We start from the raw sequence: 25,796 nt of genomic DNA, 5'->3' as shown, positions 1-25,796 counted from the left end.
TGTTCTTTCGATATTACAGTCCCTTTATTTTCGCATTTATTAGTGCAACAGACATATATCTCAGCACCTTGAAAATAATCTAAGAATTTACCGCAAGATTTACATATTTTCATTAGTTTCATTCCTTTTCTACATATCCTAGGTCAACCGATAAGATGGTTTTGTTTCTGTTTGGTCACAAAAACAGAAAATGCATCACGTAGCAGCTGTGCATGTGGTTCTTCAAGTTCCTTCGAAGACACAACTTGTTGGAATCGAACGATATCTTCTCCATCTTCATTAAGTGTTATAGGATATTTTGCAGCTAATCCCTCAATACAATGAGACATATCCAGAACTTCTAAGTTATTCACCACTTGCACTGCATCTATTAGTGTACCTTTTCCAAGTAATACATAGTTACTGAAAGTAAATTCATCATCATTCATCGTTTTAACCCCCGCCCTTATTCTTCTTACTATTGTCATTTTTCGTTTGTATTCCTAACTTTGAACGGTAGGTTAGCATTTATTTAATAAATTTTTGTAACAGAAGAATTCCTTGCAGGGTTTTCATCGAAATTATGAAATGTATATATAGCCACAATAAGCGGGGAGCTAGCGGTGCCCTGTTTCCTGCAATCCGCTACAGCAGGGCTGAATTCCTAACGTGAGGTATTATGATGTGGGGACTGAATAATGGAGTTAATGTTGAAAAATGAGTCTTTCTCAACGAAGATTCTGCGAACCTGGTCAGGTCCGGAAGGAAGCAGCCATAAGCAGTAACACCTTTGTGTGAGTGAGGTAGCTTATTTGGAGTTAATGAAGTTATGACCGCCTGTTTCATGATATCGATGGAAGGTTTGTGGCTTTTTTTATTGTTTTTAATACTTAATATTATAAACCCCTACTATACTCGTTACTGTTTATTTCTTATCTAATTCAATCTTAAACATATATCCAGTATCAGCGTTGATATTACCTACTAAATTATACTTTAGCCCATTTCTGGTAGTTGAATGCCATTCCCCTTTCATAATTTGATTATTAAAATCCAAATCATTATTAATTAAACGTTGTCTTTCTTCGGCTGAAAGTGTTTGGTCCGCAACACCAACCAACGCAGTAATCAATTCTTGATATTTCCATAGAATGATTTCATTTACACCTTTTTCACCATTTCCGTTTGGGATTGTTACTATATATGGTAATACAAAATGTTTATCCTTATCTTGTGCTACTGTGATTAGCACACCTTCATAGTTAGCGCCGTATAAATCATCCCCATTGTCTAACTCGACTAATTTCACAAAAGTAATATCAATTTTTCCTTCTGATACGCTTTTTAGTTTACTTTCAAACTCTTTCTGCGTTAACTCACTACTACTCCCAAATACGAAGAATTTAACTATAAGTATACCTATTATAGTTCCAATCAAAATCCAAGTTTGTTTCTTAGCAAATAACTCTTTTAATCTTTCTAAACTCACAATATTTTTTCTGGATGCTCTATGACTAAAATTCTCCCCACAATATCCACAAAAATTATCACTATCATTATTTCCCTTCCCACATCGAGTACAATATTTCATAAAATCCCCCCTTTACAATCAATAAAAGGAAAAAACAGAGGATTACCTCTGCTCTTTCTTTAATCCTTTTTATTCGCTTCTTTTCGTATTGTCCCGATTTTTTTATCACTTCTTGTATCGCGACCATCTGAATTACGTATAGTCCCCGGAGGAAGACCATATTTCTTCTCAAAAGTTCCCACAGTGCAATCACTTCTCGTTTTTCTCACCATAAAACAACCCCCTTTGAAAATTCCTTACCAAACGTTTTTAATAACTGCTGAATCTGGGTCCACTTGTCCTTTTAAACGATACGTATAGCGATTTTTATCCAATACGTTTTTAATCTTCAATTCGTATTCATCCAAAGTAACAGCATCAATTTTTTCAGTGTCTATCACCTTCTTAGTTATAGACTCAACTTCTGGAATATTATTAGGTTCTTCCATGCAGTAATCACGATATGCCTTCAATACCATTTCTTCTAACATGCGTTCTTCCATCAAAATCTCCTCCTACCTATTCGGATATTTTCTTATTCAATTATTATTATGACTTATTGATTTCATAGAATCAAAACATTTTTTCCATTTTTATCAAAAAACTCGTCAATTCGTAAACGAAAGACGAGTTTTGGTTTTTCTATTGTTAAAATCATAGCTTATTTGAACATAATCTCTATTGAATTTTTCCAAGTTTATGTTTTTATACTTGAGTTACTTTATTAATCGCGTCATAAAAATCATCCGTCATTAATAGCACAAATTTATTTTCATCTTCACTCGTATCAATGTCATCTAATACGTTTTGTCTTTTCTTTTCATAGGCTTCTGATGTGACATACGTAAAACCTTCATTTGAGGGTGGAAATCTAGTTTTTTCAGGAAGTAGCTGAATCAGATTGTTTGGGTCTTCTAAAACCGATTTAATAACTTCTTCTCCTTTTGAAATTAACCACTCACAGAAATAGCAATACCCATCATCAGAAACAAAACTTACTCTTGTTTGTAAAACACCTAATAACTCCGTATTATTTACGAGTTTGTATTGAATTTTAGAGAAAAATTTATTAAATTCTACGATTTCTATTACTTTCTTTTCTGCCAATTGATTTGCTAACCAATTATATTGATTTTTTTCCATTGTTACGGATTGATTTAATAAGTCCCAACATTCTCTTTCGTTCATAAGAATTCCTCCTGCATTTTATTTTTATGCTTGCTTTACTTTATTAATCGCTTGATAAAAATCATCCGTCATTAATAGCACAAATTTATTTTCATCTTCACTCGTGTCAATGTCATCTAATACGTTTTGTCTTTTCTTTTCATAAGCGTCTGATGCGACATGCGTAAAGTCTGAATTTAATGGTGGTAATGCAGTTTTTTCAGGAAGTAGCTGAATTAGATACTTTCGGTCTTCTACAACTGATTTAACAATTCCTTCTCCCATTGAGATTAACCACTCACAAAAATAGTAATATGAATCAGAAGAACAAGCATCTACTCTTGTTTTTAACATATTGAATATTTCCATATTGTTTACTAGTTCGGTGCGGATTTTAGTACAAATATCATGGAATGCTATGATTTCTACTACTTTCTTTTTTGCTAATTGATTTGTTAGCCATTCATATTGATTTTTCTCTCGATTAGTTAACCAATCATATTGATTCTTCTTTTTGGTGACAGATTCATTTAATAAGTCCCAAAACTCTCTTTCATTCATGGTAATTCCTCCTGTTTTTATGATTGCTTTACTTTATTAATCGCTTGATAAAAATCATTTGTCATTAATAACACAAATTTATTTTCATCTTCACTCGTATCAATGTCATCTAATACGTTTTGTCTTTTCTTTTCATAGGCGTGTTGTGAGATATACATAAAGTCTTCATAGAATGGTGGGTATTCAGTTTTTTCAGGAAGTAACTGAATCAGATAGTTTGAGGTTTCTAAAACTGATTTAACAACTTCTTCCCCTCTTGAAACTAACCATGCGCAAAAATCCCAATACCCATCAGAAGAACAAAAGTCTACTCTTTTTTGCAAGACCATCTGTATTCCCTCTCCATTGGTTAATAGTTTGGAGTGGAATTTAGTACAAATATCATGGAATGCTATGATTTTTACTATTTTCTTTTCTGCCAATTGATTTATTAACCACTTATGCTGATTTGTTAAATACAACTTATGTTTTATTAACCACTTATGTTGAATTTCGTCTTTTGTTACGGATTGATTTACTAAATCCCAAAATTCTCTTTCATCCATGAGACGTCCTCCTGTTTTTTGGTTTTAATCTCGATTTACTTTTTGAATCGCTTCATAAAAATCATCCGTTATTAATAACACAAATTTATTTTCATCTTCACTCGTATCAACATCATCCAAAACGTTTCGTCTTTTCTTTGCATAGGCTTCTGCTGGAACATATGTAAAGCCTTCATTTGATGGTGGAAATTCCGTTTTTTCAGGAAGTATTTGAATTAGATTATTTGGGTCTTCTAAAACCGATTTAATAACTTCTTCTCCTTTTGAAATTAACCACTCACAAAAAAAGGAATACCCATCATCAGAAACAAAGCTTACTCTTGCTTGCAACACACTACCTAATTCCATATTTCTTACTAGATTGATATAGATTTCAGAACAAAATTCTTTAAATTCTACGATTTCTATTACCTTTTTTTCTGCTAATTGATTTACTAACCAATTATATTGATTTTCCTCCATTGTTACCGATTGGTTTAATAAATCCCAAAATTCTCTTTCATCCATGAGACGTCCTCCTGTTTTGTTTTACTTATGTATATAGAATTCTTCTACATTATACTTTGTTTTCGAAAAGAAGTATGATTATTCTTTTGATTCTTTTAGACGCGCGAGATGAAAATGTACTACACAATTTACATCTCGCTGCGTTTAAGTTTTAGAATTTTCAGGCATAATGAGAGAGAATAAACAATATATATGTGCTAAAAGGGGCGTGATAATATGAGAAGTATAAAAGAAATCGATGAAGAGATTGAAACAACAACAGAAGATATCCGAGTAAAAAAAGAGAAAGTGAAAGAATTAGACAAAAAACTACTTGCATTATTGCAAGAGAAATCAAAAACAGCAGAAAAATTATTAGAAGGAAAAATGTAAAAGACCAAATTATACAATTTGGTCTTTTTCTTTTGTTAATACTTGCTGTTACCATTTCGAAAGCGCTATCCTTATAAATCGCAATAAAATCTGCATTTTCAAAAAAAGGGTTTCATTCTTTTTTCTGAAATTATATTGAAGTTAATTAGTGGTCTGACCACGGAGATTTGAAATATTAGAGGTGTACAAATATATGCTAAAAATGTTTAAAACGATAAATAAAGAAAAGGTCTTCCCTTCTCAGGATTTAAAACCAGATTTTATACCCTTCCCCAAAAAATGTGCGGGTTGCGGAAAGAAACTCCCTAAAGAACAATTTAAAATTCAACATAATGTTTGTCCGAAATGTAATTACCATCATGCTATTTCTTCTTATGAAAGAATTTCTATGTTAGTGGATGAAGGTTCTTTTGCTGAAATCAATCGAAACATGTTATCTACTGACCCATTGAGTTTTCCAGATTATAAAGAAAAACTGGAATCAGATAAAGAAAAGACATCATTAAATGACGCAATCGTAACAGGAACAGCATCTATAGGCGGATACCCTGTTGTTCTAGGTGTTATGGATTCCAGATTCCGTATGGGAAGTATGGGTTCTGTAGTTGGAGAGAAAATTACTCGTTGTATTGAAACATCATTAGAAACCGGACGACCTTTCATTTTATTCTCTGCTAGTGGCGGAGCTCGTATGCAAGAAGGTGTTTTAAGTCTGATGCAGATGGCTAAAACAAGCGTAGCATTAGAAAAAATGAACAAAGCAGGACTCTTATTTGTTTCTGTATTAACAAACCCTACAACGGGCGGCGTATCTGCAAGTTTCGCTTCTCTGGGTGATATTAACATTGCAGAACCACAAGCATTAATTGGCTTTGCAGGAAGACGAATTATTGAGCAAACCATTCGAGAAAAACTACCAAAAGATTTTCAAACAGCTGAGTTTTTATTGGAACATGGACAACTTGATATGGTGGTAGACAGAAGAGATTTAAAACAAAACTTAACTACTATCTTAAAAATTCACACAACGGGAGTGAACACTAGTGATAGAAAATAAAGAGTCTTATGAAAATATAGAAGCACTAATCCAGAAAATCGAAGAATTAAAACATATGGCTGAAGAACATCAATTGGATTTATCTGATGCTATTTCGAATTTAGAAAGTAAAATTTCTGAATTGCAATCAAAACAAAAAGAAGTTAAAGTAGATATGGATACTTGGGATAGAGTTCAATTATCTCGCCATATTGAACGACCTACTACCCTTGATTACATTCAATGTATTTTTGATGATTTCATAGAATTACATGGTGATAGATTATATGCAGATGACCCAGCAATGGTTGGAGGAATTGCAACTTTTAATGGTATGCCTGTTACTGTCATTGGAAATCAAAAAGGACAAAATACAAAAGAGAATTTACATAGGCGTTTTGGTATGTCTCAACCTGAAGGATACCGAAAAGCATTACGTTTGATGCAACAAGCTAATAAGTTTAAGCGCCCTATTATCACATTCATTAATACTGCCGGAGCATTTCCAGGTAAAGAAGCAGAAGAACGTGGACAATCCGAAGCAATTGCTCGTAATTTAAGAGAAATGGCAAGTTTCGGTGTTCCGATTATTTGTTTTGTTATCGGAGAAGGCGGTAGCGGCGGTGCCCTTGCTTTGTCTATTGGGAATAAGATATATATGCTTGAAAATACATTCTATAGCGTTATTTCCCCTGAAGGAGCAGCTGCTCTACTATGGAAAGACGCTACACAGGCAAAACGAGCAGCCGAAGCTTTGAAAGTGAGCGCAAATGATTTATATGAATTCGGAATTGTTGATGAAGTAGTTCCTGAACCAGCTAGTGGTGCACATACGGATTTACAATTACAGGTGAAATATATTCGTGATATGATTTCACGTTCTTTATCTGAGCTACTTCCATTAAATGCAGAAACTTTAATCGAACAACGTTATGAGAAATTCAGAAAAATTGGCGAGTTTGAAGAAACACGATAATCACAAATGCAAAGGGGATTTTTTACATGCTAGAAATCAATGAAATCAAAGAACTTATTCAATTAATAGATAATAGTGGTATTCAAGAATTTAAAATTAAACAAGGCGATACAAGTGTTTCCATCATAAAAAATAGCGGAATAACGAGTCAAACAACTTCTATTCCGGTTGTACCTGTAGCACAGGTACACGAACCAGTTGTAGCACCTGTTACTCAGGTTCCTGTTCAAACAGAAGTACCTGTAATTCCAGTAGCAAAACCTGTAGCGGATAATACAGTTACAATTACATCTCCAATGGTAGGAACTTTCTATGCAACACAAACTCCTGATGCACCTGCTTTTGTAAAACCGGGTGACAAAGTAAACAAGGATACAGTTGTTTGTATCGTAGAAGCTATGAAACTCTTCAACGAAATCGAAGCAGATACCGACGGTACAATTGTAGAAGTTCTTGTTCAACACGGTCAACTTGTTGAATATGGTCAACCTCTCTTCGTTGTTCAACCTGAAGGAGGACGATAAATATGTTTAAGAAAGTATTAATCGCGAACAGAGGAGAAATTGCTGTTCGTATTATTCGAGCATGTGAAGAACTTGGAATTAAAACTGTTGCTGTATATTCAGAAGCAGATGCGAATGCATTGCATGTGCAAATTGCAGATGAGGCATATTGTATTGGTCCTACTCCAGCTAGAGAAAGCTATTTAAATATGAATAATATCATCAGCATTGCGAACTTAACAGGAGCTACAGCCATCCATCCTGGCTTTGGCTTCTTATCTGAGAATGCCGATTTTGCGGAGAAATGTAAACAATTTAACATTACATTTATCGGACCATCTCCAGAAGCGATTCGTAAAATGGGCGATAAAAACACCGCTCGTACTACAATGAAAAATGCAGGTGTTCCAATTGTTCCAGGAACAAAAGATATCGTAAATGACTTACAAGAAGCACTTACAATTGCAGAAGAAGTTAAATACCCTGTTATTATCAAAGCCACAGCCGGTGGCGGTGGTAAAGGTATGCGCGTAGCAAATAGTGCTGATGATTTAGAAAAGGCTTTACTGCAAGCTCAAAAAGAAGCTGAAGCAGCATTTGGTAATGCGGGTGTATATATTGAAAAGTATGTACAAGAACCAAGACACGTTGAAATTCAAGTATTAGGCGACCAACATGGTAATGTTATTCATTTAGGCGAACGTGATTGCTCTATTCAACGTAGACATCAAAAATTAGTAGAAGAAGCTCCTTCTCCTGCTTTGAATGAAAGTCTTCGTAGAAGAATGGGTGAAGCAGCTGTAAAGGCTGCACAAGCAGTAAATTATTGCGGTGCTGGAACGGTAGAGTTCTTGTTAGATAAAAACGGAGATTTCTACTTCATGGAGATGAACACTCGTATCCAAGTAGAACATCCTGTAACAGAAATGATAACTGGCGTAGACTTAATCAAAGAACAAATTTCTGTAGCATTCGGAAATAAATTAATGATAAAACAAAAAGATATTCGTATTACAGGACATGCAATTGAATGCCGTATTAATGCTGAGAATCCTGCTAAAAACTTTATGCCATCTCCAGGTACGATTCATATGTATCTTCCACCAGGCGGATATGGTGTACGTGTAGATAGCTCTTGTTACCCAGGATACACAGTATCTCCTTTCTATGATTCAATGGTAGCGAAACTTATTGTTCATGGTAAAGATAGAAATGAAGCAATTCAACGTATGAAACGAGCGCTAAATGAGTTTGTTATCGATGGTATTAATACAACAATTCCGTTTCATATTGAATTATTAAATCATCCTGATTTTATTGCTGGTGAATTTGATACGGGCTTCTTAGAAAAAAACAACATCATTGCAAAAAATAAAAATAAATAAAACATGAAAAAACCCTAAGTTCGAATTCTATCGCTTAGGGTTTTATTTTTATATTGTCTACGGATTAATTGGTTAAATTGTTTATTTTTTTAACTTACTGTACAGCATTTCCTGTGTTTTTGATGCTCCATGTGGATTTTGTCCTGCTTGATTATAAGAAGGATGATTTGGATGTGCATCAATTAGTTCGTTGTAAATCTTACGACCATCATTCGGAACACATACAGTGCCAACGTAATCATAGGTTGGTAGAGCTTTTCCAAATGCTCTTGTTTCAGAATTAGGTTGTTTCATATTTTCTAACATAAGTTCTGTTAGTAATTCTCGTTGCTGTTGCATATCTGTGATTTTTTGTTCATGAATTATTTCTCTTGCTTGTAAGTCTGCAAGGAATGTACTGCCATCTAATAGGTACTCATCCTTATAGACTAACCAACAGTGATGAACAGGACGACTTCCTGATAAAAGCCAACCTACATATGTTTTTAAATCTTCTTGTGGAATACCGGCTTCTAAAAGTCCTGCATATACTCGCTCTGTATTGCGGTAGCAATATCCAGTCATTAGTTCTTGTTCATCAAACACCCTCTTAATCGTCTCATAATGCTCGACTTCAGGTGTTAATGGTTTTGTATTCGCGAAGCAGAAAAAGGCGATTGTACGCTTGTTTGTGAGGGGATAAAGCTTCGATGGAACTGTTACATTCCCCCTACGAGATTTAATCACTATTTTATCTTTGCGAACCTTTAAATAAGGTGCGTATTGTGCTAAGAATTCTTGTGTAACAGTATCTAATTGAATCATGTCATAATCCTTTCTAAAAGAGAGTTATTTTAATTTTTATTTTGTCTACGGATTAACAGATAAAACTCGTTGCTCCGCATGGTGTAAACGAGATAAATAATCATCATGTTCTCTTTTTCGTATTTTTTCTAAACATACTTTTTTAGCCTCTTCAAAATCATAGAACTTTTCAGCTTGTTTTCCTCTTTCATCTAAAACAAAGTAAAGGTTAAATATTTTAAAGAAACGATATTCGTTATACGTTAAGTATGCTTTATATTCATGTTTTTTGTTATCTAAGATATCTTCCTCTATTTGTTCTGCGGGAACATCTTCCGATATTAATGTAAAAACATCATCAGAAAGTTGTTCATTGTTTTTAATGCTTTGAGTGAAAAACGATTTGAAATGTCTTTTTGGAGGGTTAATGAGAGACATTAATTTAATATTGTTATGACTCTCCTCCATTACATCATCAAATAATGCTACAAATTCACTTGGGGACTGTATTTCTTTTTTTATATCTAATTCCGATACGTGAAATTCTATTGTTTTCCCAAAGAAAATTTCGATTTTTCCTTCAAACCCTTTATAATAATACGTTACTGTTATATCGTCTTTGCAGCCTGCTCTTTTTGTTGATACAAATGTTTTATCTTCTGCTGTATATTTTTCTAATTGCTCATCCACTAGTCGTTTAATAGCTACTTTGTTTTCGACATAATCTTCTTCCAAGTTAACATAAAAGATTTTTTCGCTTCCGTTTAAAGTGTTTACAAATAGCCATGCAACATCTTCTTTATCCTTATCACTTCTTTTTAATTCTTTTGGCTGTATTTTTACGTTTTCTTCTAGGCTACTTCCTTGAATACTTATCGCTGATGAACCTATTGCATTCGCTAAATTCATAGCAAACTCTATAATTGTATCCGCATCGTAACGTTTATAGTTTGAATAACCGAATTTCAAGTTCATAATATGTTCCGTCATCCAACTGATAAAGAAGTTGATTTCTGAAAACCCATTATATATTTTTATCGATAATTTTTGCTCTCCGTTGTATGAGTATGTTTCCTTTGTAATTCTCATTTTCTTATTTTCTTTTTTTAATTGATTACGGAAACTTGCTATGGCTTTCTGTGCTTCCTTTGAATCAAAAATAAATTCTTCCTTTTCGTTCATGTAAATCACTTCTCCTTTTTTGCTTATTGTATCATAATATAAAGAAAACAGTTGAAAACATATAATCCCACTTCTAATAGCAATACAAACAAAAAAGTAGCGCTTTTAAAACGCTACTCTGTCTATGTTTTTTATTTTCCCTGTTATTATTACTTGGACATCAATAAATCAAATACCAATATTTTTAATTCTATTGGATTCTTCTCTTTAGAAATTACTACCTGTACTCTATCTTCAGTGTTATCGTCATCTTCCTTATTTATAAAAACAAAGTAGAAATAGGATTCGTTATGAAAGAACTCATAAGTGAATACATATGAAAGTATATTTCCGTTATGGGAAGAAACAGAATCATATGAAAAATAATCTCCTTTTTCCCGCTTTTCCAGTAATTCGACACAAACACTCTCAGCACTTTCCCAACTTCCTGTGTATTCTTCTAGTTTTTCAAATCCATCTTCTTGTTTATCTCTTATCCAAAAGTAGTTTATTTTCGAAGCTTTTGATAATGATTCGACTTTGGAAAGTTTGTGTATTAATTGTTCATAGTTATCCATTGGTTTAGCTATTAGATGTTTTAATTTCTTTTCTTCTTTTAGCTCCTCTAAGTAATTAAAAATTAATTGCTCATCTAATAAAATTGTATTCTGTGTATTTTCTTCTTCATTATGAATAACAATTTTATTATTATCTACTAATTTCCAAATCATCAATTCTCCTAAGTATCGGATTTTAACTTCTTCATTAAACAAGCAAAGTACACCGTCACGATAGGTATTTTCAAAAGTCAAAAGTGTATTTTTATCAAAAATATTTCTTAACTTTGGAATAATCTCGATAAACTGCAAGGATTGCTTTACAACATCTGAGCTCAATTTCATTCCGATTACGCCTAAATTACCCTTTTTCTCAATCAAATTCAATACTTCTTCCCCATACTGAAGTGGATTTAAATCAGGGATACATTTTGATAAAAAATCAGCTAATTTTTCATCGAAATCACTATATGTAATTACAATTCCAGTTTTATTTTCTGCTGCTGCAATTTCAAATAAAGCCTTAGTGATGATTTCAAAGTAAAGTTTAAAGAAATGGTAATCTTTCTTTTTTGGTTTAACCGCAACAACCTTTCTTTTTTTTGTGTAATATCTTAAATTTACATTTAAGTGATTTTCAACTTTATCCAAAGTATCAATTGTTACATAGAAAGTACCTTCATAGTAATTTTCTAACTGAAGAGTCCTCCCAATTACTATTGGTTTAAAAGTAAACGGGTTTTCTTTTGTTAATTCCTCTGTTAATAAAAGCACAGTGTTTGATAAAATACCTGTAATATCCATAATTTGTTGCTCCTTTTTGTCTTTTTTCTTTTATGGTATCATAGGATTTTTTATTGGGTATAAAAAATTACAGAAATACAGTAACAAAAAAGAAAAGCAACGAATAATTCCGTTGCTTTTGTAGTTTAATTTTTTCTTTTTTAGGCGATTACTTTAGCTTTAATGTAATCTTTTGCTCTAACAATTTCTTTTGGATTTAAGCTGTTAGTTTTAACTGTTTTATCCATTAGATTTAAGGCGTAGAAATAACCAAACGAATCAAAAATATCTCCACCTAGCCAATACATTTCAATTTGCTTGTTATGCACTAAGTAGATATGATAATCAATCCTATTAGACCCTTTACCCCTACTAACAATACTTTTTAGTGAACCACCTTTTTTAACTGCTGATTCTCCTGAGTATTCGGTATGTGAAGACCCATAGGCAACAGACATTGCATAATGATTTTCGCTCCCTATTTGACTAAGAATATCGTTTAGTGACTTTCCTGTTTTTGTTACCGATTCTTCTTGATTACTACTTAGTGTAGATTTATAGGCAACTGCAACCGCATAAGCATTTAATTCTTCTACATATGCTGCTGTGAATTTACTATCATATTCATATCGGTCAACAAGTTCCTCCAGTGTTGCTACCTTTATTACAGTCAAATCTTCCTTCACTAGTATCTTTCCTTTCTATTACATTGTATGTTTGTTATTTATATTCCTTATTGTTTTTTTACAAATACGATATAGTCTAATCCTTCTTTTCTTCCAACTTCCACTGCTGTAATCATATCCAGGGTGTTACCATATTTACCTTTCTTCATACCTGAATAAAAGTTAATTACATCCTCAACCGCTTCTTTACTACTATCAAATACATCACCAAATGCTTTTCGATTTTCCATTCCAAGCATGTCATCAAAATCTTCACTAGTGATTTCTTCTATTGAAAAACGGTCTTGTAGCGCTTGACTATAGAAACCTTCTTCGTGATATGTGTATCCATATCCATACTCATCATCTTCAAGGAAAAAGATAACTTCTACTTCATTAACTTGATTATCAGCTACTGTTTTTAAAATTGTTTCTAAATTAGTTTTCATTAGGAAAAACCCCTTTTCAATATTTTTGAAATTATAGCATGCATTATATATTTGTAGTAAAAATACTCTTTTTTTCTTTAAATAACAAAAGTACCGCGAAATTTCACGGTACCTTTTGTAAAGTGCATCATAGAGAAGAGCTTATTTCTTTTTCAACAGTAGCCATCTTTTGTAATGTATGAGCTAATACATCTACAGCTGATACATGCACTGTAGATGGGTCAATTGTTCTATCTCCTCTGATGAAAGAATCTACGAATGTAAAACCTTTGGGAATTTGTTTGAAACCGTATTTCAGAGCAATCCCTCTTGCTTCTTCACTAGCATTTTGTCCTTCTTTTAGTTTTCTGAAATGGAAGCTGACCCAATGTTCGCTCCTTGTTCTTTCTTTTGGTTGCGCATTATATTTAGGTGCCTCTATCTCCCTATTCTTTTTATTTAAAACATCCTTATTTCTTGTAAATAGCACTAGCTCGTATTCTTTTTTATCTGCAAATACCAATTCTCTATGTGGCGGTGACTGTATTAGCTTATAGTTTTCTTTGTTTAACATGTCATGATATAAACAAATCCCATAAGCCATAAGTGCACATTGCTTAGAATTTAGTCCCTCCCAAGATTTAGGGTTAAATATAGGGAAATATATTAACGCTTCGTCTTTATACAATCCGGAAGCTAATATTTTCAACTCATCTCCCTCTGGTCCCCCTACCATATCTTGTGATAAAAAAGATATTTCGTTTAAACCGACATCATTAAAAAATGGATGATTGATTTTATGTATCCATATAATGGATTCAAGTATGTTCGCTTTTTGATTTATTCGTTCGGATGCCCATTCAACAATTGCTTTTAAAACACCTATTTTTTCTCTCTCATTTGTGTCTTCCATATTTTTTAATGCGTATAGACTCTGTGGATAAACAGAAACTTTATCATTATTTATGAAGGAAGATAAATGTGTTTCATACTCCAATATAGAATGTATTAACATTTCACTTGATATAGGTATTATTTCTTTTGTTTTTCCGTCGAATTGGAAACCACGTTCAATATCTTTAAAAGTGCATTTCATTTTGTGATTAACGGTTTCAGCATAAAATACCAGGGTTTTTCTAAGAATGCTATCAATTCCATGCTCATGTCGATAAAACTCTATTTGTTTTAAGTAATTACGTATAGAATACATGGCGAAATATAATAAACTAGGTTCTGAAAAGGAAAATTTGAAGAATTGTTCAAAGTTCTTTTTATTTTCTTCTCTTACAAACCTTCCTAATTTTTCTACCAGTTCATCAAGCGTGTTATTCTGTACACGATTATATTCACGCTCACTTAATTGCTTTTTCCTCTGCTTTTGTGCAATTTTTTGCTTTAGTATTCTTACATTGTCATCCATTCCTTTATCTACTAAACGAACAACTTTTCTTCCTTTTTGCTTAATAATTTCATTTAAATGTTCAAATACCATAGGAGCAAACGAATGAGAAACATTATTGTAATACCATCTATATAAATACGCATGATTTTCTATTCGTTCCGTTAATTTTTTCATCTTTTTCATATATTTTATTCTCAGATTCTCATGTTCAGTAGAACCTTTTTTAGGAGAATGAAAATCCTCAACTTCTTCTAAAAACTCTAAGATTTGCTCTGATTTTTCATGGGTTCCATTGAAAACAGATAAATCAACAAGAATTGAAATATCAAAATCTATGTCTGTTTCAGCAAATATTTGTTCAAATTCTTTTGATGTTGTTAAGAGCTCTGAAAAGAAGGTTTCCACCTCTTTTTTCGTAATATACGTTTTTCCAACCCAATTTCGTTCTGTAGGAAACAATTTAAAGTATTTAAAATCTGTTAATTCCTTTTCTTTTTCAAATTTAAAATGTGATGGTTTAGAAAGTAATTCCACTTTTTATCACCAACCTTTTCCATTTTTAAAGAAATTATATAATACTGCAATTATGCAAAGCAAATTGGATTGTATAAATAACCCTACACCTTATGTTATTTTCTTGGTTTTTATTTTTTTGTTAAAATAATTACGATACGTGAAATTAAATCGAGTTTTACCCACTAAATAATAAAAAATAGATTAAAATAAGAAAAACATACAACTAAGGAGAGTTTTTTATGAGAAACTTAATCAATAAAAAAGTTGGCGTTACGGAAAATCAACTAAGAACTATAAAAGAATACACAAAAGAAATTTCTGACGCTGTGACACGAATGGAAATGGCTCTTAACATGGTTAAAGAAGAGTTATTACACGTTGATGACGCAAAAGAAATTATTAGCAACGAACAAGGTGATGTTATCAAAATGATGAAATATGTACAAAAGTGTTTTAAAACCAAATAAGTTTACCTCACCAAAATTATTACGAAATTAAACCAAAAACAGCAACGGTATCAGTTCCGTTGCTGTTTCTATTTTTTCTTAACTCATACTTTTTTCTTTAGTTTCCCACTCTTCTTCTAATTTTTCACAATCAAATAAATCATCTTTTAATGTTATTTGATTTTCATATATATTTTTAATATGCAATTTCATTGTTTCTGATTCAAAGAATGGGTTTTCACTCTCTCTAAACCATAACAGTATTTCCAGTGGAACATTTTCTTTGTATCTAGATGCAGCTGCTTTACGTTTAGAAGCAGACGCTTTAAGCCTATGTTTCAACATTTTAGTATTTCTAATTTTTTCAGGCTGTTTTTTCTCTTTGTACATATTAGGTATTATTTCGAATTTATCTTCTTTCATTAAAGTATAAAGTAGATGAATAGAATACGTCATAATAGCACACTGTGTAGAGTTGAATCCTCCCCATGTTGTTGGATTAAAAATAGAGAAGAAATAAGCATTTCCGTTAATGGTATAAGCTGTTCCTTTGATAAAAATTTCAGGTCCCTTAGGTCCAGCTATTGTACTTATATCTCGTAGGCTTATTACGCTTATTCCGAACATATCTGCAAATTCTTCCGGTAATTTATGAAACCATGATTTTTTGAAAATGTTTTTATTGATTTCCTCTTCCTTTATTTTCCCCGCTATGTCTTTTGCTAGACGTTTCAATGTTTTTATCTTTTCTTTTTCATGCAATTTTATAGAGTTTTCTAAGTTTAAGAAACTATCATGAGCTGCATGTGTTATTCCTAAACGTTTAAACTCTTTAAATAAAAATTCGTTTGATAAAAACTTTTGAGCTAATTGAGCTGATGAATAGGTAAGAAATACATCTACATTATTTTTTTTCGGCTCAATTAAAATGAATGCTCTCATTTTCTTTGTAAACCTTGGGTGACCTTCTAAATATTTTCCTATCGCATATAAACCATAAAAGAACAACGAAGGTTCATCAAAACCATATTTAAACAACTTAGAAAAACAATCATTTGTTGGTACCACTGATTTCATGAAGAGTTCGTTTGCTAATACACCTTGATTTTCACGATTTAAACTCTCTATCTCACCAGGGAATAACTCTTCAAGTTCGTCTTCTCCTAAATTATTAACCCAATTTGATTTCTCCATCTCTCGGATAGCTTGACTAAGCGCGAGTGTACCAAAAACTTCATGTTCGTGAGCAGCAACTGCTTTTTCTGTCTTTTTCCCTAACTGTATTAATAAATTATCCATGTTATGTTTTAATTCTTCACTAAATGGATGATTCTTATTAGTAAAATACCAACGATACAAATACGCCATGTTCTCTAATTTTGTTGAATAGCTTTTTAGTTTCTTTTGATATTTCTTTACTAGTTTATTCTTTTCCGTATCATTTGTATCTACATCATAAAAATCTTCTATTTCCTCTAGCAATTCAATGAGCTGCCCGTTATCAGGTATAGTATTTTTGAATACAGAAACATCTATTAGAAAATCTAGATTCAATCCTTCATCGATTCCAGAAGTTAGTTTCCAAAATTGTTTTTCACATTCCCTTAGTTCCTTTAAAAATCTTTGTCCGTCCTCACTAGTGGCATAATCTTGTCCAGACCAACTTCTATTTGTAATCGCAAGACCAAACCCTTTAAATTCTTCAAACTCCCTCACCTTTGTAATGTCATATGACTTCGGTTTTGTTACAAAATCCATTCGATTATTCTCCTTTTTGAAAAATAGCATGCTTCCATTATAACCCATAGCATCTCCATAAAAAACTGGAAATTCATTGATTTATGTATTTTGACACTTGGTTATTATTGCTATTTTATTTTTAAAAATTAAATTCGATACGTGAAATTAATCCATGTTGCTTGCGTGGCAATTAATTTAAAAAAAACCATGTTATACATTTCTACAACATGGTTTTTATCTCATATTAATATTAAGATATATTTGGTTTATTTTCAATTATTCAGAATCACTTTCTTCTATTTCGTATCCTATTTTATCTAAAAAGTTAATAACATCTGCTTTAAATTCTCTATCAAAAACATTTTGATATCTTATTTTATTCATGAAATCAATTATCTCTTTCTCTTCTTCTGAAAGTACATATTTTGATTCTATTCTTACTTCATCCTCTTCATATACAATTTCAAAATCATTCGGGAAGAAAGCTTGATAGTCTTGTTTATAAATATCCGGAGAATGAAAAGTTACAACATTAATATATCTCCCTCTTTCATCTCCATAAAAGTTAACAGCAAATCTATGAGTAAACACTTTGATTTCATCATAGTCATCTACCGCTGGAACAATATTAAGTGAAACATCTTTCAATGTGATACTCTCCACTTCCCCGCTTACTTTTTCCTCCTGTATAATTTCTTTAATATTTAATATCCGCTTATTTAATTTATTAACAATGTTTATTAATCCAAACTCTTTTTCTGAATATCCATATTCCATTTTATCCCCTCCTCATCATTTCAAATATCGAATTCACCATATAAACCTTTACACTTTTTCTGTTGTATACTTTTCATTTTTAAAGTTGACTTTTGGGTAATATCTGCGATAATTTCTGTAAAAAATTTACAAAGGAGATTTCAAAATGAAATACTTAGTATTACCGACTTCAGAAAAAAGATTTTTTCGTGGCACAGGAATGAGAAAAAACATGATAAAGATTCCATTGTTATCAGAAGAAAAGCTTGTTCTTTCACAGTTTATACATAAAAAAAGAAGAAAACAATTTTTTAAAACTAACGAAGAAAGTAAACAATTTAGAGAATCATATATTAAGCAATACCAAGCATTATTAAACAATAAAAACATGAATTGAGCGGTTTTCACCGCTCTTTTTTCTAGGGAATATTCATTTCATTTACAATTCTTTGTTTAGTTAAGGAGTGTGTATAATGAAAAAAGAAGTTTTGGATTATTTCTTAGAAAACAATTTTAAAGAAATCCCTAATTTAATAGAGTTACTACACGAAAACGTTCTTGTTTTAGAGAGAGATGGAAAAGAATCTTATGTCCTGATTTGCAATGAAGATTCACCTGAAATGGATTTCAAAGGTTTATTACGGACTATAATGTCCAATGAAAAAAACAAAAACCTATACATTGTCACCAATAATGAACTACACCTGTACCTTTTTGTAAAGGCGCACATATTTCGATGGGTTGTACAAGAATATTGTTCTATTCCAGGAGTAGACACAAATATTACGATTCATTTTCAAACATTAAAGAAACTAAAAGAGAAAGGTCTGAAATGGGAAACACGTTCATTTTAACATGGTGTTGTTTTAATCTTCTTTTCTTTATAAGAATAAAAGAAGGTTATTCTTCCAACGAAAAAACCATTTAATTTTAGATTCTAATTAAGTTCCGATGAACTTGAATTAGATAACCGAAAAAAGCAATCAATAATAATTGATTGCTTTAAATACTTAATATTTTTTAAAACTACCTTTTGTTATATGTGGATTAAAATTATAGTCACTTAAATGTCCGTACAAATAAATTTCAGATTCGATAGACCGTCTTACCTCGTCAGACATGCCAATTTTTACGTTTTTCATTTTATTTAATTCATTTGAATTTAATGAATTCAAATAATAGATGTTACATTCTAATCCGTTTATTCCATATTTTTTATACACAGTTTTAGTGTATTCATAAAACTTTATATATCCCTTGTTCTCTTCATTTATCAATTCTTCGTGTGTTACTCAATTAAGATTCTTTTTTTCTTCACCATTAAAAATTTCTATACCTTTAAATTTCCCGCGATTTCATCATTCTTTTTCGTCTTTACATAGAATTCTTTAAACACTAAATCTAGAAAATCGATGATAACATCTATTTGTTGGAATCTTGTTTTAGTTTCTGAATCACGTAAATCCGGAAAGTATTGAGAAGCTATGTATCTAAATGTTCCGATAGAGCCACTAGGGTATTTAAACTGAATAGGAGATTCCCTCTTGAACTGATGTTCAGAAGTAGCACTAAATCTTTTATATATGGCTAATTTGAGATTTTCTAATAAGTATAATTCAATTTCTATTTTTTTGAACATCAAACTATTTTTTAGTTGAACACTAGAAACCTCTAAACTTTCGATTGCTTCAATTTGCGATGATGTCAATGTAATAAGGTGCTTTAGTTTTTGAGACTCTACAACATCTTTTAAAATTTCATTGTATTGCATGCTTTTCACCTTTTTTCATCTTTTTTTACTTCAAATTCCATATACAAAATGATAACTATTATATCTGACGTGAATGAATTTATAATATCAAATTTATTTATGTAATTTTTAATTTTCACAGAAAAAATCATAGTCATGTTACATCTTTTTACTTGTGTTATACATAAGTCCCTTTTCTGGATTGTCATCGTTTCATTAGAATAAATGATTTTTTACATTTTTTACAAAATTAGTGTACACTTTATAAAACGTTTGAGTACCAAGGAAAAACACAATGATTAGGAGAGAAAAAAATGAAAAAATTAGAACTAACAATTAAAGAGATTATGAACAGAAACTACGAGGAATCTGAATTTACCTTTGCATTCTATGAATTTAATATGTTTCAAGAATTAGAAAGCATGCGTAAATCCCAATGGGGCGGGCAAAACACAATCAAAAATCTAAAATTGAGAGATTATGAAGGATGTAATGATAGTGATTTGACATTTATTGTATACAAAGATAAACCTTTTGCTATGTTTCGACTTCCTGGTCTTACAGTGAAAGATGAAATTTTGTTTGATTCAGAGGTACTAAGAGAGTTCATAACGGATTATATGCTAGAGGCTGTAAGTGGTCTTACGACAAATGTAAAGGTCCATAAAACGAATGTGTATGGAACTGTAAATCTTAGTGTTTCGGATGAAATTTACGCCGAAAACATCGAAAAGAAAGAAATGCAGAATCAAGAAAAATTCTTACTTTACTCTCGTCATAATGACACTGAACCTAGAAAAGTAACATTAAATGAAGCTAAGTGTTTCTTGTCTGGATTTTGGGAAGAACCAGAGGTTGATAGTAAATACTTAGCAGCTATTGAAAACGCTGATTTCGATGAATTAAAACAAATGTTAAAAGGTTCCGATTATATCTTAGAACGTTTAGTAAGCTGATTGTTTAAGAACTAATAATCATTAATTAAAAAATGAACAAATATATGAAATTAAACAAAAAAAGTAACGAAAATATTCGTTACTTTTTCTTTTTGAATGCAACAACCAAAAATTTCATTCCTACTGGTCTATTAGTTTATTTTATCTATTATTCTGAATTAAATTTTATTTATTTCCAAAGTCAGCTTTTATTTCTCCCCATGCGGGTGTATCCCATTTAATAATTGGGTTTTTGTACTCGTTATTTCGTAACCATTCAATCGCATTCTCAATCAATTGCCACAATTCTTCTGTTTGATTATTTCTTTCTAAATTAGAACCTACTTTTTTATTTCTAACCCAAGCAATAGCTGTTTGGGAGTCTGTATAAATAGGCATTTCTGGTTTATTCTCTTTTTGTAGATATTTAATCCCTTCTACAATCCCTAGAAATTCCCCTATATTATTTGTACCGACTGGAAAAGGACCAAAGTAAAAGATTTTTTCTCCATTTTCGGTATTTACACCTTGAAACTCCATAACTCCTGGATTCCCACTGCAAGCTGCATCTGTTGAAATACTTTCTTTTATATATCCAGAAGATTCAGCATTACCATACGTCACACTTTCTTCTCCTTTAAAGGCTGCCTCTGCTTCCGGCAAATTAGGAAAAGATTTATAACGAGCACCTTTAAATCCTTTGACTTGCTCTTCACATTCTGCCCATGTTTTATAAATACCTGGTTCTTTCCCACTCCACACTACATAAAACTTCTGACCTTTAGCCATCTAAATCAACCTCTCTAGTTAGTTATTGTTTTTGCGTTATACATCGTATCATTTTTCATTTCTGTTTTTATCGAATTTCCGTTTTTTCTGTATTTGCTTCACATATTTATTTCTTTAAAAAATCATTTAATCCCACCCGCTACTTTTGTACCTTTTACGTCAAATAACAAATCATTAAGTTAATCCCGAAAAAAGAAAAGCAGGTACATATTTTAAATACATACCTGCTTTTCTTCTCTTTTTATTTAATCCACAAAAATCCCATCCATGTTTGAATCAATTTATATTCTTTATATTCTCCTATTACATGCACTTTTTGTGGTGACACTGAATAAATGGTTATTTCACTTTCTTTGGGATGATAATATAGTATTTTCCTTTCACTCAGTGTTATAAATTGGTCTTTCAAGTTGTAATTTTCTATATCTTCTATTCCATTTGTGTGTATATACTTGGGACCTAACCAAGTTTTAATTAGTTTCCAATCCCCCTCTTCTTTTATCACCGTTACAATTTGTGGACTAAGTGTTTCAGATAATTTTGCGTCTTCTCTTTTTTCATCATATAAATTAATACTTCCATAAATCCCTAACTTCTTAATTTTGAGATTAGTATTAATATATTTAGGTCCAAGCCAAGTTTGAATTTTCGCCCATTCTCCCTCTTTTTTAAGAACTTTTACAGTTTGAGGAGATAGATGTTCCGAGCGAATAGATAAAACGTTATTTGAATCAAATAACTGTGTTTTTTCTGTTAATATCAAATTCCCCCCTAAAGTATTCTTATTTGTATTTATCCAAACTGGTCCTATCCAACTATTGATTCTTTTCCAGTCTCCAACTTCCATCGTCACATTTACATCTTGTGCAGCCAAACTTCCCAATATTTCAGATTCATCATCTGGCGCAGCATAGATATACGTTGTTTCAGGAACAGAAAAGATATTTGCTACCGGAGTACCTATAGCTTTTTTGTTTATCCAAACCGCTTGCTGATTATACAAAATCAAACATGCATCACCTTCATCTTTATACACACTGTAAATACCAGGTTTAACTTTATCAATTTTAGTAGTTAATTGGTTATCTTGATATGTATCCGTAGTAACTCCAACCTCTATTACATCAGAATTCGGAGTAAAGCTTGCACTTGAATTATCAAATGCAATTATTCCTTTATCGGTATATCTTTCATATTTACCGTTAACTAATTTTGGAGATTCATTAGTGAATATCTTTCCATAATCATTATTAAGAGTTGGATAAAAGATTAACTTTGAATTATTAGAACTATAAACAGGGTCTGTCCATTGAAAAGCATCAAATCCATAGGCAGTTGCAGACCACCAAGCTATTTGGTAGTTTGCCAAAGTGTAATCTGTATTTTTTGGACTATTTTTAGAAGTAACCGTTGCAATACGTATACCTTTTTGTTTTTTATAGTCGATTGCTTTCTGCCCCCTATTTACCATATCACTTAATTTTTCCGAATTCCCTTGACCTATTCTCCAGTCTTCAAGTAAAAACCAGTCCTCCTTTGTCATATGACTTGGATTATCATTTCCTTTTTCGTCCTTATCACTTAAAGCATCATCAATATTCCATGCATTCATAAATACTTTCAATCCAGAATCATGTATATAATCACTTACTACATTTTGTCTTTCTCTTGTAACCCCATAATCATATCCGGCTTCATCTAAAAACACACCTGTAACACCCATTGATTTCCATTCATCTATATATTGCTTCCATGTACTTTCATCAAGGTTGACCGTCGATACGCCTATTGTAATATAACCATAAACTTCAATTCCTTTTGATGTTAATATAGGAATCATCGTTTTAGTATTTTCATGGTCTTCGTGGCTACTATGTTCGATTCCATCTCCCAAAACCACTACCTTGCAATTTTCATATTGCTGCACTGCTTTATTTATGATTCCACTAGAATTATTAATATAAGTTGACCAGCCATAGAAAATACAAAGTTGATTTATTGGTTTCGTTAGGTTATCACTCGCCTCTACTCTCGGAGATTGCACAATAATTAGTAGTAATGATAATAAAGGTATAAGTAATCTAATGATGTATTTTCGCATTAAAAATACCCCTTTCTTTGGAAATTTTTATAATTATAAATAACATACATCTAATATCATATAGAAGTAAAAAAGCAATTATTTTACGATGTTTTTTGAGAAAAATTCCCATTATTTTTCGCTCGATTATGGAATGTTCGATTACATAGGATATCAATGATGATAGGAATCATTTTGAAATATATGATAAAATAACAAAACAATTGAAATGCTATTGCATTCCCACTAATTCTTTTTTGTCCCTAAAGGTAATTATGGATAAAAATAGAAATACTATTTATTAAATTTATCGAATGAGAGGTTTTTTAAATGAAGAAACAATTAACTAGAAATGAAGTTCCATCAAATGAAAAATGGGATTTAACCCACATTTATCCTGATATGCAGTCATGGGAAACTGACTATGGAAAATTAACTGCAATGATTTCGGAACTAAAAACGTTCAATGACAATATTAATTCTTCAAAAGAATTACTCACATTTTTAAAGCTTGATGAAGAAGCTTCTTTTATTTACAACAGATTAGCTATTTACTCTGGATTAAAGCTTGATGAAGATACACGAATTTCTGATTCACAATCATTAGGAAATAAAGTAAGAAGCATTGGTGTGTCCTTACATTCTGCTACATCATTCTTCACTCCATTCTTGTTAAGCTGGGATAAAGAAAAATTAGAGCAATATTTAAAAGAAGAAGAAGAACTACATTATTTCAAAAAAGACTTATATGAAATCTATAAGTACAAAGAGCACACTTTAAGCAAAGAAAAAGAAGAGTTGCTATCGGAATTAGGAGAAGTATTTTCTGTCCCTCAAACAACATTTGGCATGATTAACAATGCTGATATGAAATTTGGAACAGTAAAAGACGAAGAAGGTAATGAAGTGGAACTTACTCGCGGATTGGTTTCAACGTTACTGGAAAGCCCTAATAGAGAAGTACGAAAAGAAGTCTTCCATGCTTATCACGGCGCATATGTAAAACAAAAAAATGCAATTGCCTCTACTCTTGGAGCAAGCATCAAAAACAATGTTTTACTTTCTAAATTAAAACACTATCCATCAGCTTTAGAGAGTTCGCTTTTTGACGATGAAGTTCCGTTAAGTGTATACGAAAATTTAATCCAGTCTACACGAAACAATCTTTCTTCTTTACATCGTTACATGAAAATAAGAAAAGAAGTTTTAAAACTAGATGAACTAAGAAGTTATGATTTAGGTGTTCCCCTTGCCGAAGATAAAAACTTCAAGCTATCTTATGATGAAGCATATGAGTTAATGTTAAAAGGTCTAGCTCCATTAGGCGAGGAATACATAAGCATCTTAAAAGCAGCAAAACAAGAAGGTTGGATTGACGTAAGAGAAACAGAAGGAAAACGCTCTGGAGCATACTCTTGGGGTCCATATAGCGACCACACCGGAAATCTTGTGCATCCATACGTATTATTAAATTACCAAGATGACCTGGATAATGTGTTTACTCTTGCTCACGAGATGGGGCATGCTCTGCATAAAGTATATTCCAATAAACATCAGCCTAGAAACCAAGCACAATACACGATTTTTGTAGCTGAAGTCGCTTCTACCGTTAATGAAGTATTATTAATGAAATATTTAATGAGCAACACTGATGATATCAATGTTAAAAAATATTTATTAAATCACTTTATTGACCAATTCAGAGGTACTTTATTTACACAAGTAATGTTTGCTGAGTTCGAGAAAATTACACACGAAATGGTTCAACAAGGAGAAGCTTTAACAGCTGACTCTTTATCTAATGTTTTCGAAAAGCTATATACTGACTATAACAGTGACCTTGTTGTGCTAGATGAGGAAGTTAAATATGGATGGAGCCGTATTCCTCACTTCTACAATGCGTTTTATGTATATCAGTACGCTACTGGCTTCTCTGCTGCTAATGCTATTGTTAAATCTATCCTTGAAGAAGGAGAACCTGCTGTTAAACGTTATTTAGAATTCTTGAAAACAGGCGGTTCTGATTATCCGATTGAACTATTGAAAATCACAGGTGTAGATTTATCAACGCCACAACCTGTAGATGATGCGTTAAGTCTATTTAAAGAATTAGTAGATGAATTTGAAGAATTGATGTTATCAAATAACTAAAATAAAAAACACAGGTCAAACAGTATATTTGACCTGTGTTTTTTATTGGATGTTTTCGTATATATTGTTGATTTTTCCCACAAAAAAGACCTAGGATTTTAATATCCAGGGTCTAGAGTATTTACTGAATAATTTGTTCGTATTGCGACTATCTTTCTAACTTAATTTCTAATGCTAATTGTTGCATATTATAGATAACTGAGTCTTCTAAAGACTGGTTTCCATCAAGGACAGTTTGGCAAACTTCAATGAT

29 protein-coding genes and 1 other RNA gene are annotated in these 25,796 nt (G+C 31.7%); 11 read left to right on the top strand and 19 right to left on the bottom strand.

The features are described from left to right. Positions 1-143: 143 nt before the first annotated feature. Complete coding sequence (locus PDL00_RS04125) at positions 144-428, bottom strand: hypothetical protein (protein WP_270726706.1); 285 nt, start codon at positions 426-428, stop codon at positions 144-146. A gap of 151 nt (positions 429-579) precedes the next feature. Here PDL00_RS04125 and ffs point away from each other — a divergent pair. Continuing rightward, an RNA gene (gene ffs / locus PDL00_RS04120) (signal recognition particle sRNA large type) lies at positions 580-847 on the top strand. A 57-nt stretch (positions 848-904) separates the two neighbouring features. Here ffs and PDL00_RS04115 read toward each other — a convergent pair. The 7 genes from PDL00_RS04115 to PDL00_RS04085 all read right to left on the bottom strand — a co-directional run bounded on the left by PDL00_RS04115 (position 905) and on the right by PDL00_RS04085 (position 4,329). Then, a complete protein-coding gene (locus PDL00_RS04115) occupies positions 905-1,570 on the bottom strand; it encodes a zinc ribbon domain-containing protein (protein ID WP_270726703.1) in 666 nt (221 codons plus the stop codon). Positions 1,571-1,629: 59 nt separating this feature from the next. After that, positions 1,630-1,782 carry a hypothetical protein gene (locus PDL00_RS04110; RefSeq protein ID WP_270726701.1) on the bottom strand — a complete coding sequence of 51 codons (153 nt, stop codon included), beginning with the start codon at positions 1,780-1,782 and terminating at the stop codon, positions 1,630-1,632. A gap of 24 nt (positions 1,783-1,806) precedes the next feature. Then, entirely contained in the window at positions 1,807-2,052 is a 246-nt protein-coding gene (locus tag PDL00_RS04105; RefSeq protein WP_270726699.1) for a hypothetical protein, read from the bottom strand. A 202-nt stretch (positions 2,053-2,254) separates the two neighbouring features. Further along, positions 2,255-2,737: a DUF4240 domain-containing protein gene (locus PDL00_RS04100; RefSeq protein WP_270726696.1), complete on the bottom strand. Its 483-nt coding sequence runs from the start codon at positions 2,735-2,737 to the stop codon at positions 2,255-2,257. A 24-nt stretch (positions 2,738-2,761) separates the two neighbouring features. Next, positions 2,762-3,277, bottom strand: a complete 516-nt coding sequence (locus PDL00_RS04095; RefSeq protein WP_270726694.1) for a DUF4240 domain-containing protein — start codon at positions 3,275-3,277, stop codon at positions 2,762-2,764. A 17-nt stretch (positions 3,278-3,294) separates the two neighbouring features. Continuing rightward, a complete protein-coding gene (locus PDL00_RS04090) occupies positions 3,295-3,822 on the bottom strand; it encodes a DUF4240 domain-containing protein (protein WP_270726692.1) in 528 nt (175 codons plus the stop codon). 24 nt (positions 3,823-3,846) lie between these two features. After that, positions 3,847-4,329, bottom strand: coding sequence for a DUF4240 domain-containing protein (locus tag PDL00_RS04085; RefSeq protein WP_270726690.1), 483 nt, complete (start codon positions 4,327-4,329; stop codon positions 3,847-3,849). Positions 4,330-4,545: 216 nt separating this feature from the next. Here PDL00_RS04085 and PDL00_RS04080 point away from each other — a divergent pair, with 216 nt between their 5' ends. From PDL00_RS04080 to accC, 5 genes are all read left to right on the top strand, one after another. After that, positions 4,546-4,701: a hypothetical protein gene (locus tag PDL00_RS04080; RefSeq protein ID WP_270726688.1), complete on the top strand. Its 156-nt coding sequence runs from the start codon at positions 4,546-4,548 to the stop codon at positions 4,699-4,701. 193 nt (positions 4,702-4,894) lie between these two features. Further along, positions 4,895-5,758: an acetyl-CoA carboxylase, carboxyltransferase subunit beta gene (accD, locus tag PDL00_RS04075; protein ID WP_270726686.1), complete on the top strand. Its 864-nt coding sequence runs from the start codon at positions 4,895-4,897 to the stop codon at positions 5,756-5,758. Next, positions 5,745-6,713, top strand: a complete 969-nt coding sequence (locus PDL00_RS04070) for an acetyl-CoA carboxylase carboxyltransferase subunit alpha (RefSeq protein WP_270726683.1) — start codon at positions 5,745-5,747, stop codon at positions 6,711-6,713. Before accD ends, PDL00_RS04070 begins: the two co-directional genes overlap by 14 nt. Before the next feature lie 26 nt (positions 6,714-6,739). Beyond that, positions 6,740-7,237: an acetyl-CoA carboxylase biotin carboxyl carrier protein gene (accB, locus tag PDL00_RS04065; RefSeq protein ID WP_270726681.1), complete on the top strand. Its 498-nt coding sequence runs from the start codon at positions 6,740-6,742 to the stop codon at positions 7,235-7,237. Positions 7,238-7,239: 2 nt separating this feature from the next. Further along, positions 7,240-8,601, top strand: a complete 1,362-nt coding sequence (gene accC, locus PDL00_RS04060) for an acetyl-CoA carboxylase biotin carboxylase subunit (RefSeq protein WP_270726678.1) — start codon at positions 7,240-7,242, stop codon at positions 8,599-8,601. An 81-nt stretch (positions 8,602-8,682) separates the two neighbouring features. Here the strand turns inward: accC and PDL00_RS04055 are convergent, their stop codons facing one another. The 6 genes from PDL00_RS04055 to PDL00_RS04030 all read right to left on the bottom strand — a co-directional run bounded on the left by PDL00_RS04055 (position 8,683) and on the right by PDL00_RS04030 (position 14,914). Continuing rightward, positions 8,683-9,405 (bottom strand): hypothetical protein, encoded by a 723-nt coding sequence (locus PDL00_RS04055; RefSeq protein WP_270726676.1) that lies wholly within the window; start codon positions 9,403-9,405, stop codon positions 8,683-8,685. A gap of 45 nt (positions 9,406-9,450) precedes the next feature. Next, complete coding sequence (locus PDL00_RS04050) at positions 9,451-10,566, bottom strand: hypothetical protein (protein ID WP_270726674.1); 1,116 nt, start codon at positions 10,564-10,566, stop codon at positions 9,451-9,453. 149 nt (positions 10,567-10,715) lie between these two features. Next, positions 10,716-11,906, bottom strand: a complete 1,191-nt coding sequence (locus PDL00_RS04045; RefSeq protein WP_270726672.1) for a hypothetical protein — start codon at positions 11,904-11,906, stop codon at positions 10,716-10,718. Between the two features lie 140 nt (positions 11,907-12,046). After that, on the bottom strand, positions 12,047-12,571 hold the full coding sequence (locus PDL00_RS04040; protein WP_270726670.1) for a hypothetical protein: 525 nt from the start codon (positions 12,569-12,571) through the stop codon (positions 12,047-12,049). A gap of 47 nt (positions 12,572-12,618) precedes the next feature. Then, entirely contained in the window at positions 12,619-12,999 is a 381-nt protein-coding gene (locus PDL00_RS04035) for a hypothetical protein (RefSeq protein WP_270726668.1), read from the bottom strand. Positions 13,000-13,126: 127 nt separating this feature from the next. After that, on the bottom strand, positions 13,127-14,914 hold the full coding sequence (locus PDL00_RS04030; protein ID WP_270726666.1) for a hypothetical protein: 1,788 nt from the start codon (positions 14,912-14,914) through the stop codon (positions 13,127-13,129). Between the two features lie 221 nt (positions 14,915-15,135). Between PDL00_RS04030 and PDL00_RS04025 the strand changes: the two genes are divergently transcribed. Continuing rightward, complete coding sequence (locus tag PDL00_RS04025; RefSeq protein ID WP_098007395.1) at positions 15,136-15,363, top strand: hypothetical protein; 228 nt, start codon at positions 15,136-15,138, stop codon at positions 15,361-15,363. A gap of 78 nt (positions 15,364-15,441) precedes the next feature. Here the strand turns inward: PDL00_RS04025 and PDL00_RS04020 are convergent, their stop codons facing one another. Both PDL00_RS04020 and PDL00_RS04015 read right to left on the bottom strand, forming a co-directional pair. Continuing rightward, positions 15,442-17,100 (bottom strand): hypothetical protein, encoded by a 1,659-nt coding sequence (locus PDL00_RS04020; protein ID WP_270726664.1) that lies wholly within the window; start codon positions 17,098-17,100, stop codon positions 15,442-15,444. A 258-nt stretch (positions 17,101-17,358) separates the two neighbouring features. After that, positions 17,359-17,859: a hypothetical protein gene (locus PDL00_RS04015; RefSeq protein WP_270726662.1), complete on the bottom strand. Its 501-nt coding sequence runs from the start codon at positions 17,857-17,859 to the stop codon at positions 17,359-17,361. Positions 17,860-18,004: 145 nt separating this feature from the next. Here PDL00_RS04015 and PDL00_RS04010 point away from each other — a divergent pair, with 145 nt between their 5' ends. Together PDL00_RS04010 and PDL00_RS04005 are read left to right on the top strand one after the other, a co-directional pair. Beyond that, complete coding sequence (locus PDL00_RS04010; protein WP_270726661.1) at positions 18,005-18,235, top strand: hypothetical protein; 231 nt, start codon at positions 18,005-18,007, stop codon at positions 18,233-18,235. 76 nt (positions 18,236-18,311) lie between these two features. Further along, positions 18,312-18,692: a hypothetical protein gene (locus PDL00_RS04005; protein ID WP_270726660.1), complete on the top strand. Its 381-nt coding sequence runs from the start codon at positions 18,312-18,314 to the stop codon at positions 18,690-18,692. 476 nt (positions 18,693-19,168) lie between these two features. On the opposite strand, the gene PDL00_RS04000 is transcribed toward PDL00_RS04005, so the two are convergent. Beyond that, positions 19,169-19,609, bottom strand: a complete 441-nt coding sequence (locus PDL00_RS04000; RefSeq protein WP_270726659.1) for a hypothetical protein — start codon at positions 19,607-19,609, stop codon at positions 19,169-19,171. A gap of 293 nt (positions 19,610-19,902) precedes the next feature. Here PDL00_RS04000 and PDL00_RS03995 point away from each other — a divergent pair, with 293 nt between their 5' ends. Continuing rightward, positions 19,903-20,544, top strand: coding sequence for a hypothetical protein (locus tag PDL00_RS03995; RefSeq protein ID WP_270726657.1), 642 nt, complete (start codon positions 19,903-19,905; stop codon positions 20,542-20,544). A gap of 165 nt (positions 20,545-20,709) precedes the next feature. On the opposite strand, the gene PDL00_RS03990 is transcribed toward PDL00_RS03995, so the two are convergent. Continuing rightward, positions 20,710-21,312 (bottom strand): ribonuclease H family protein, encoded by a 603-nt coding sequence (locus tag PDL00_RS03990; RefSeq protein WP_270726655.1) that lies wholly within the window; start codon positions 21,310-21,312, stop codon positions 20,710-20,712. Positions 21,313-21,553: 241 nt separating this feature from the next. Continuing rightward, positions 21,554-23,413, bottom strand: a complete 1,860-nt coding sequence (locus PDL00_RS03985) for a hypothetical protein (protein ID WP_270726653.1) — start codon at positions 23,411-23,413, stop codon at positions 21,554-21,556. Between the two features lie 309 nt (positions 23,414-23,722). Here PDL00_RS03985 and pepF point away from each other — a divergent pair, with 309 nt between their 5' ends. Continuing rightward, positions 23,723-25,543 (top strand): oligoendopeptidase F, encoded by a 1,821-nt coding sequence (gene pepF / locus PDL00_RS03980; RefSeq protein ID WP_270726651.1) that lies wholly within the window; start codon positions 23,723-23,725, stop codon positions 25,541-25,543. The last annotated feature ends 253 nt before the right edge of the window (positions 25,544-25,796 follow it).

Origin of the sequence: Bacillus cereus group sp. TH152-1LC (genome assembly GCF_027710505.1) — a bacterium.
In the GTDB taxonomy this organism is placed as follows: domain Bacteria; phylum Bacillota; class Bacilli; order Bacillales; family Bacillaceae_G; genus Bacillus_A; species Bacillus_A mobilis.
Note: the sequence above shows the minus strand (reverse complement) of the source record. Positions and strands in the feature narration are given on the sequence as shown.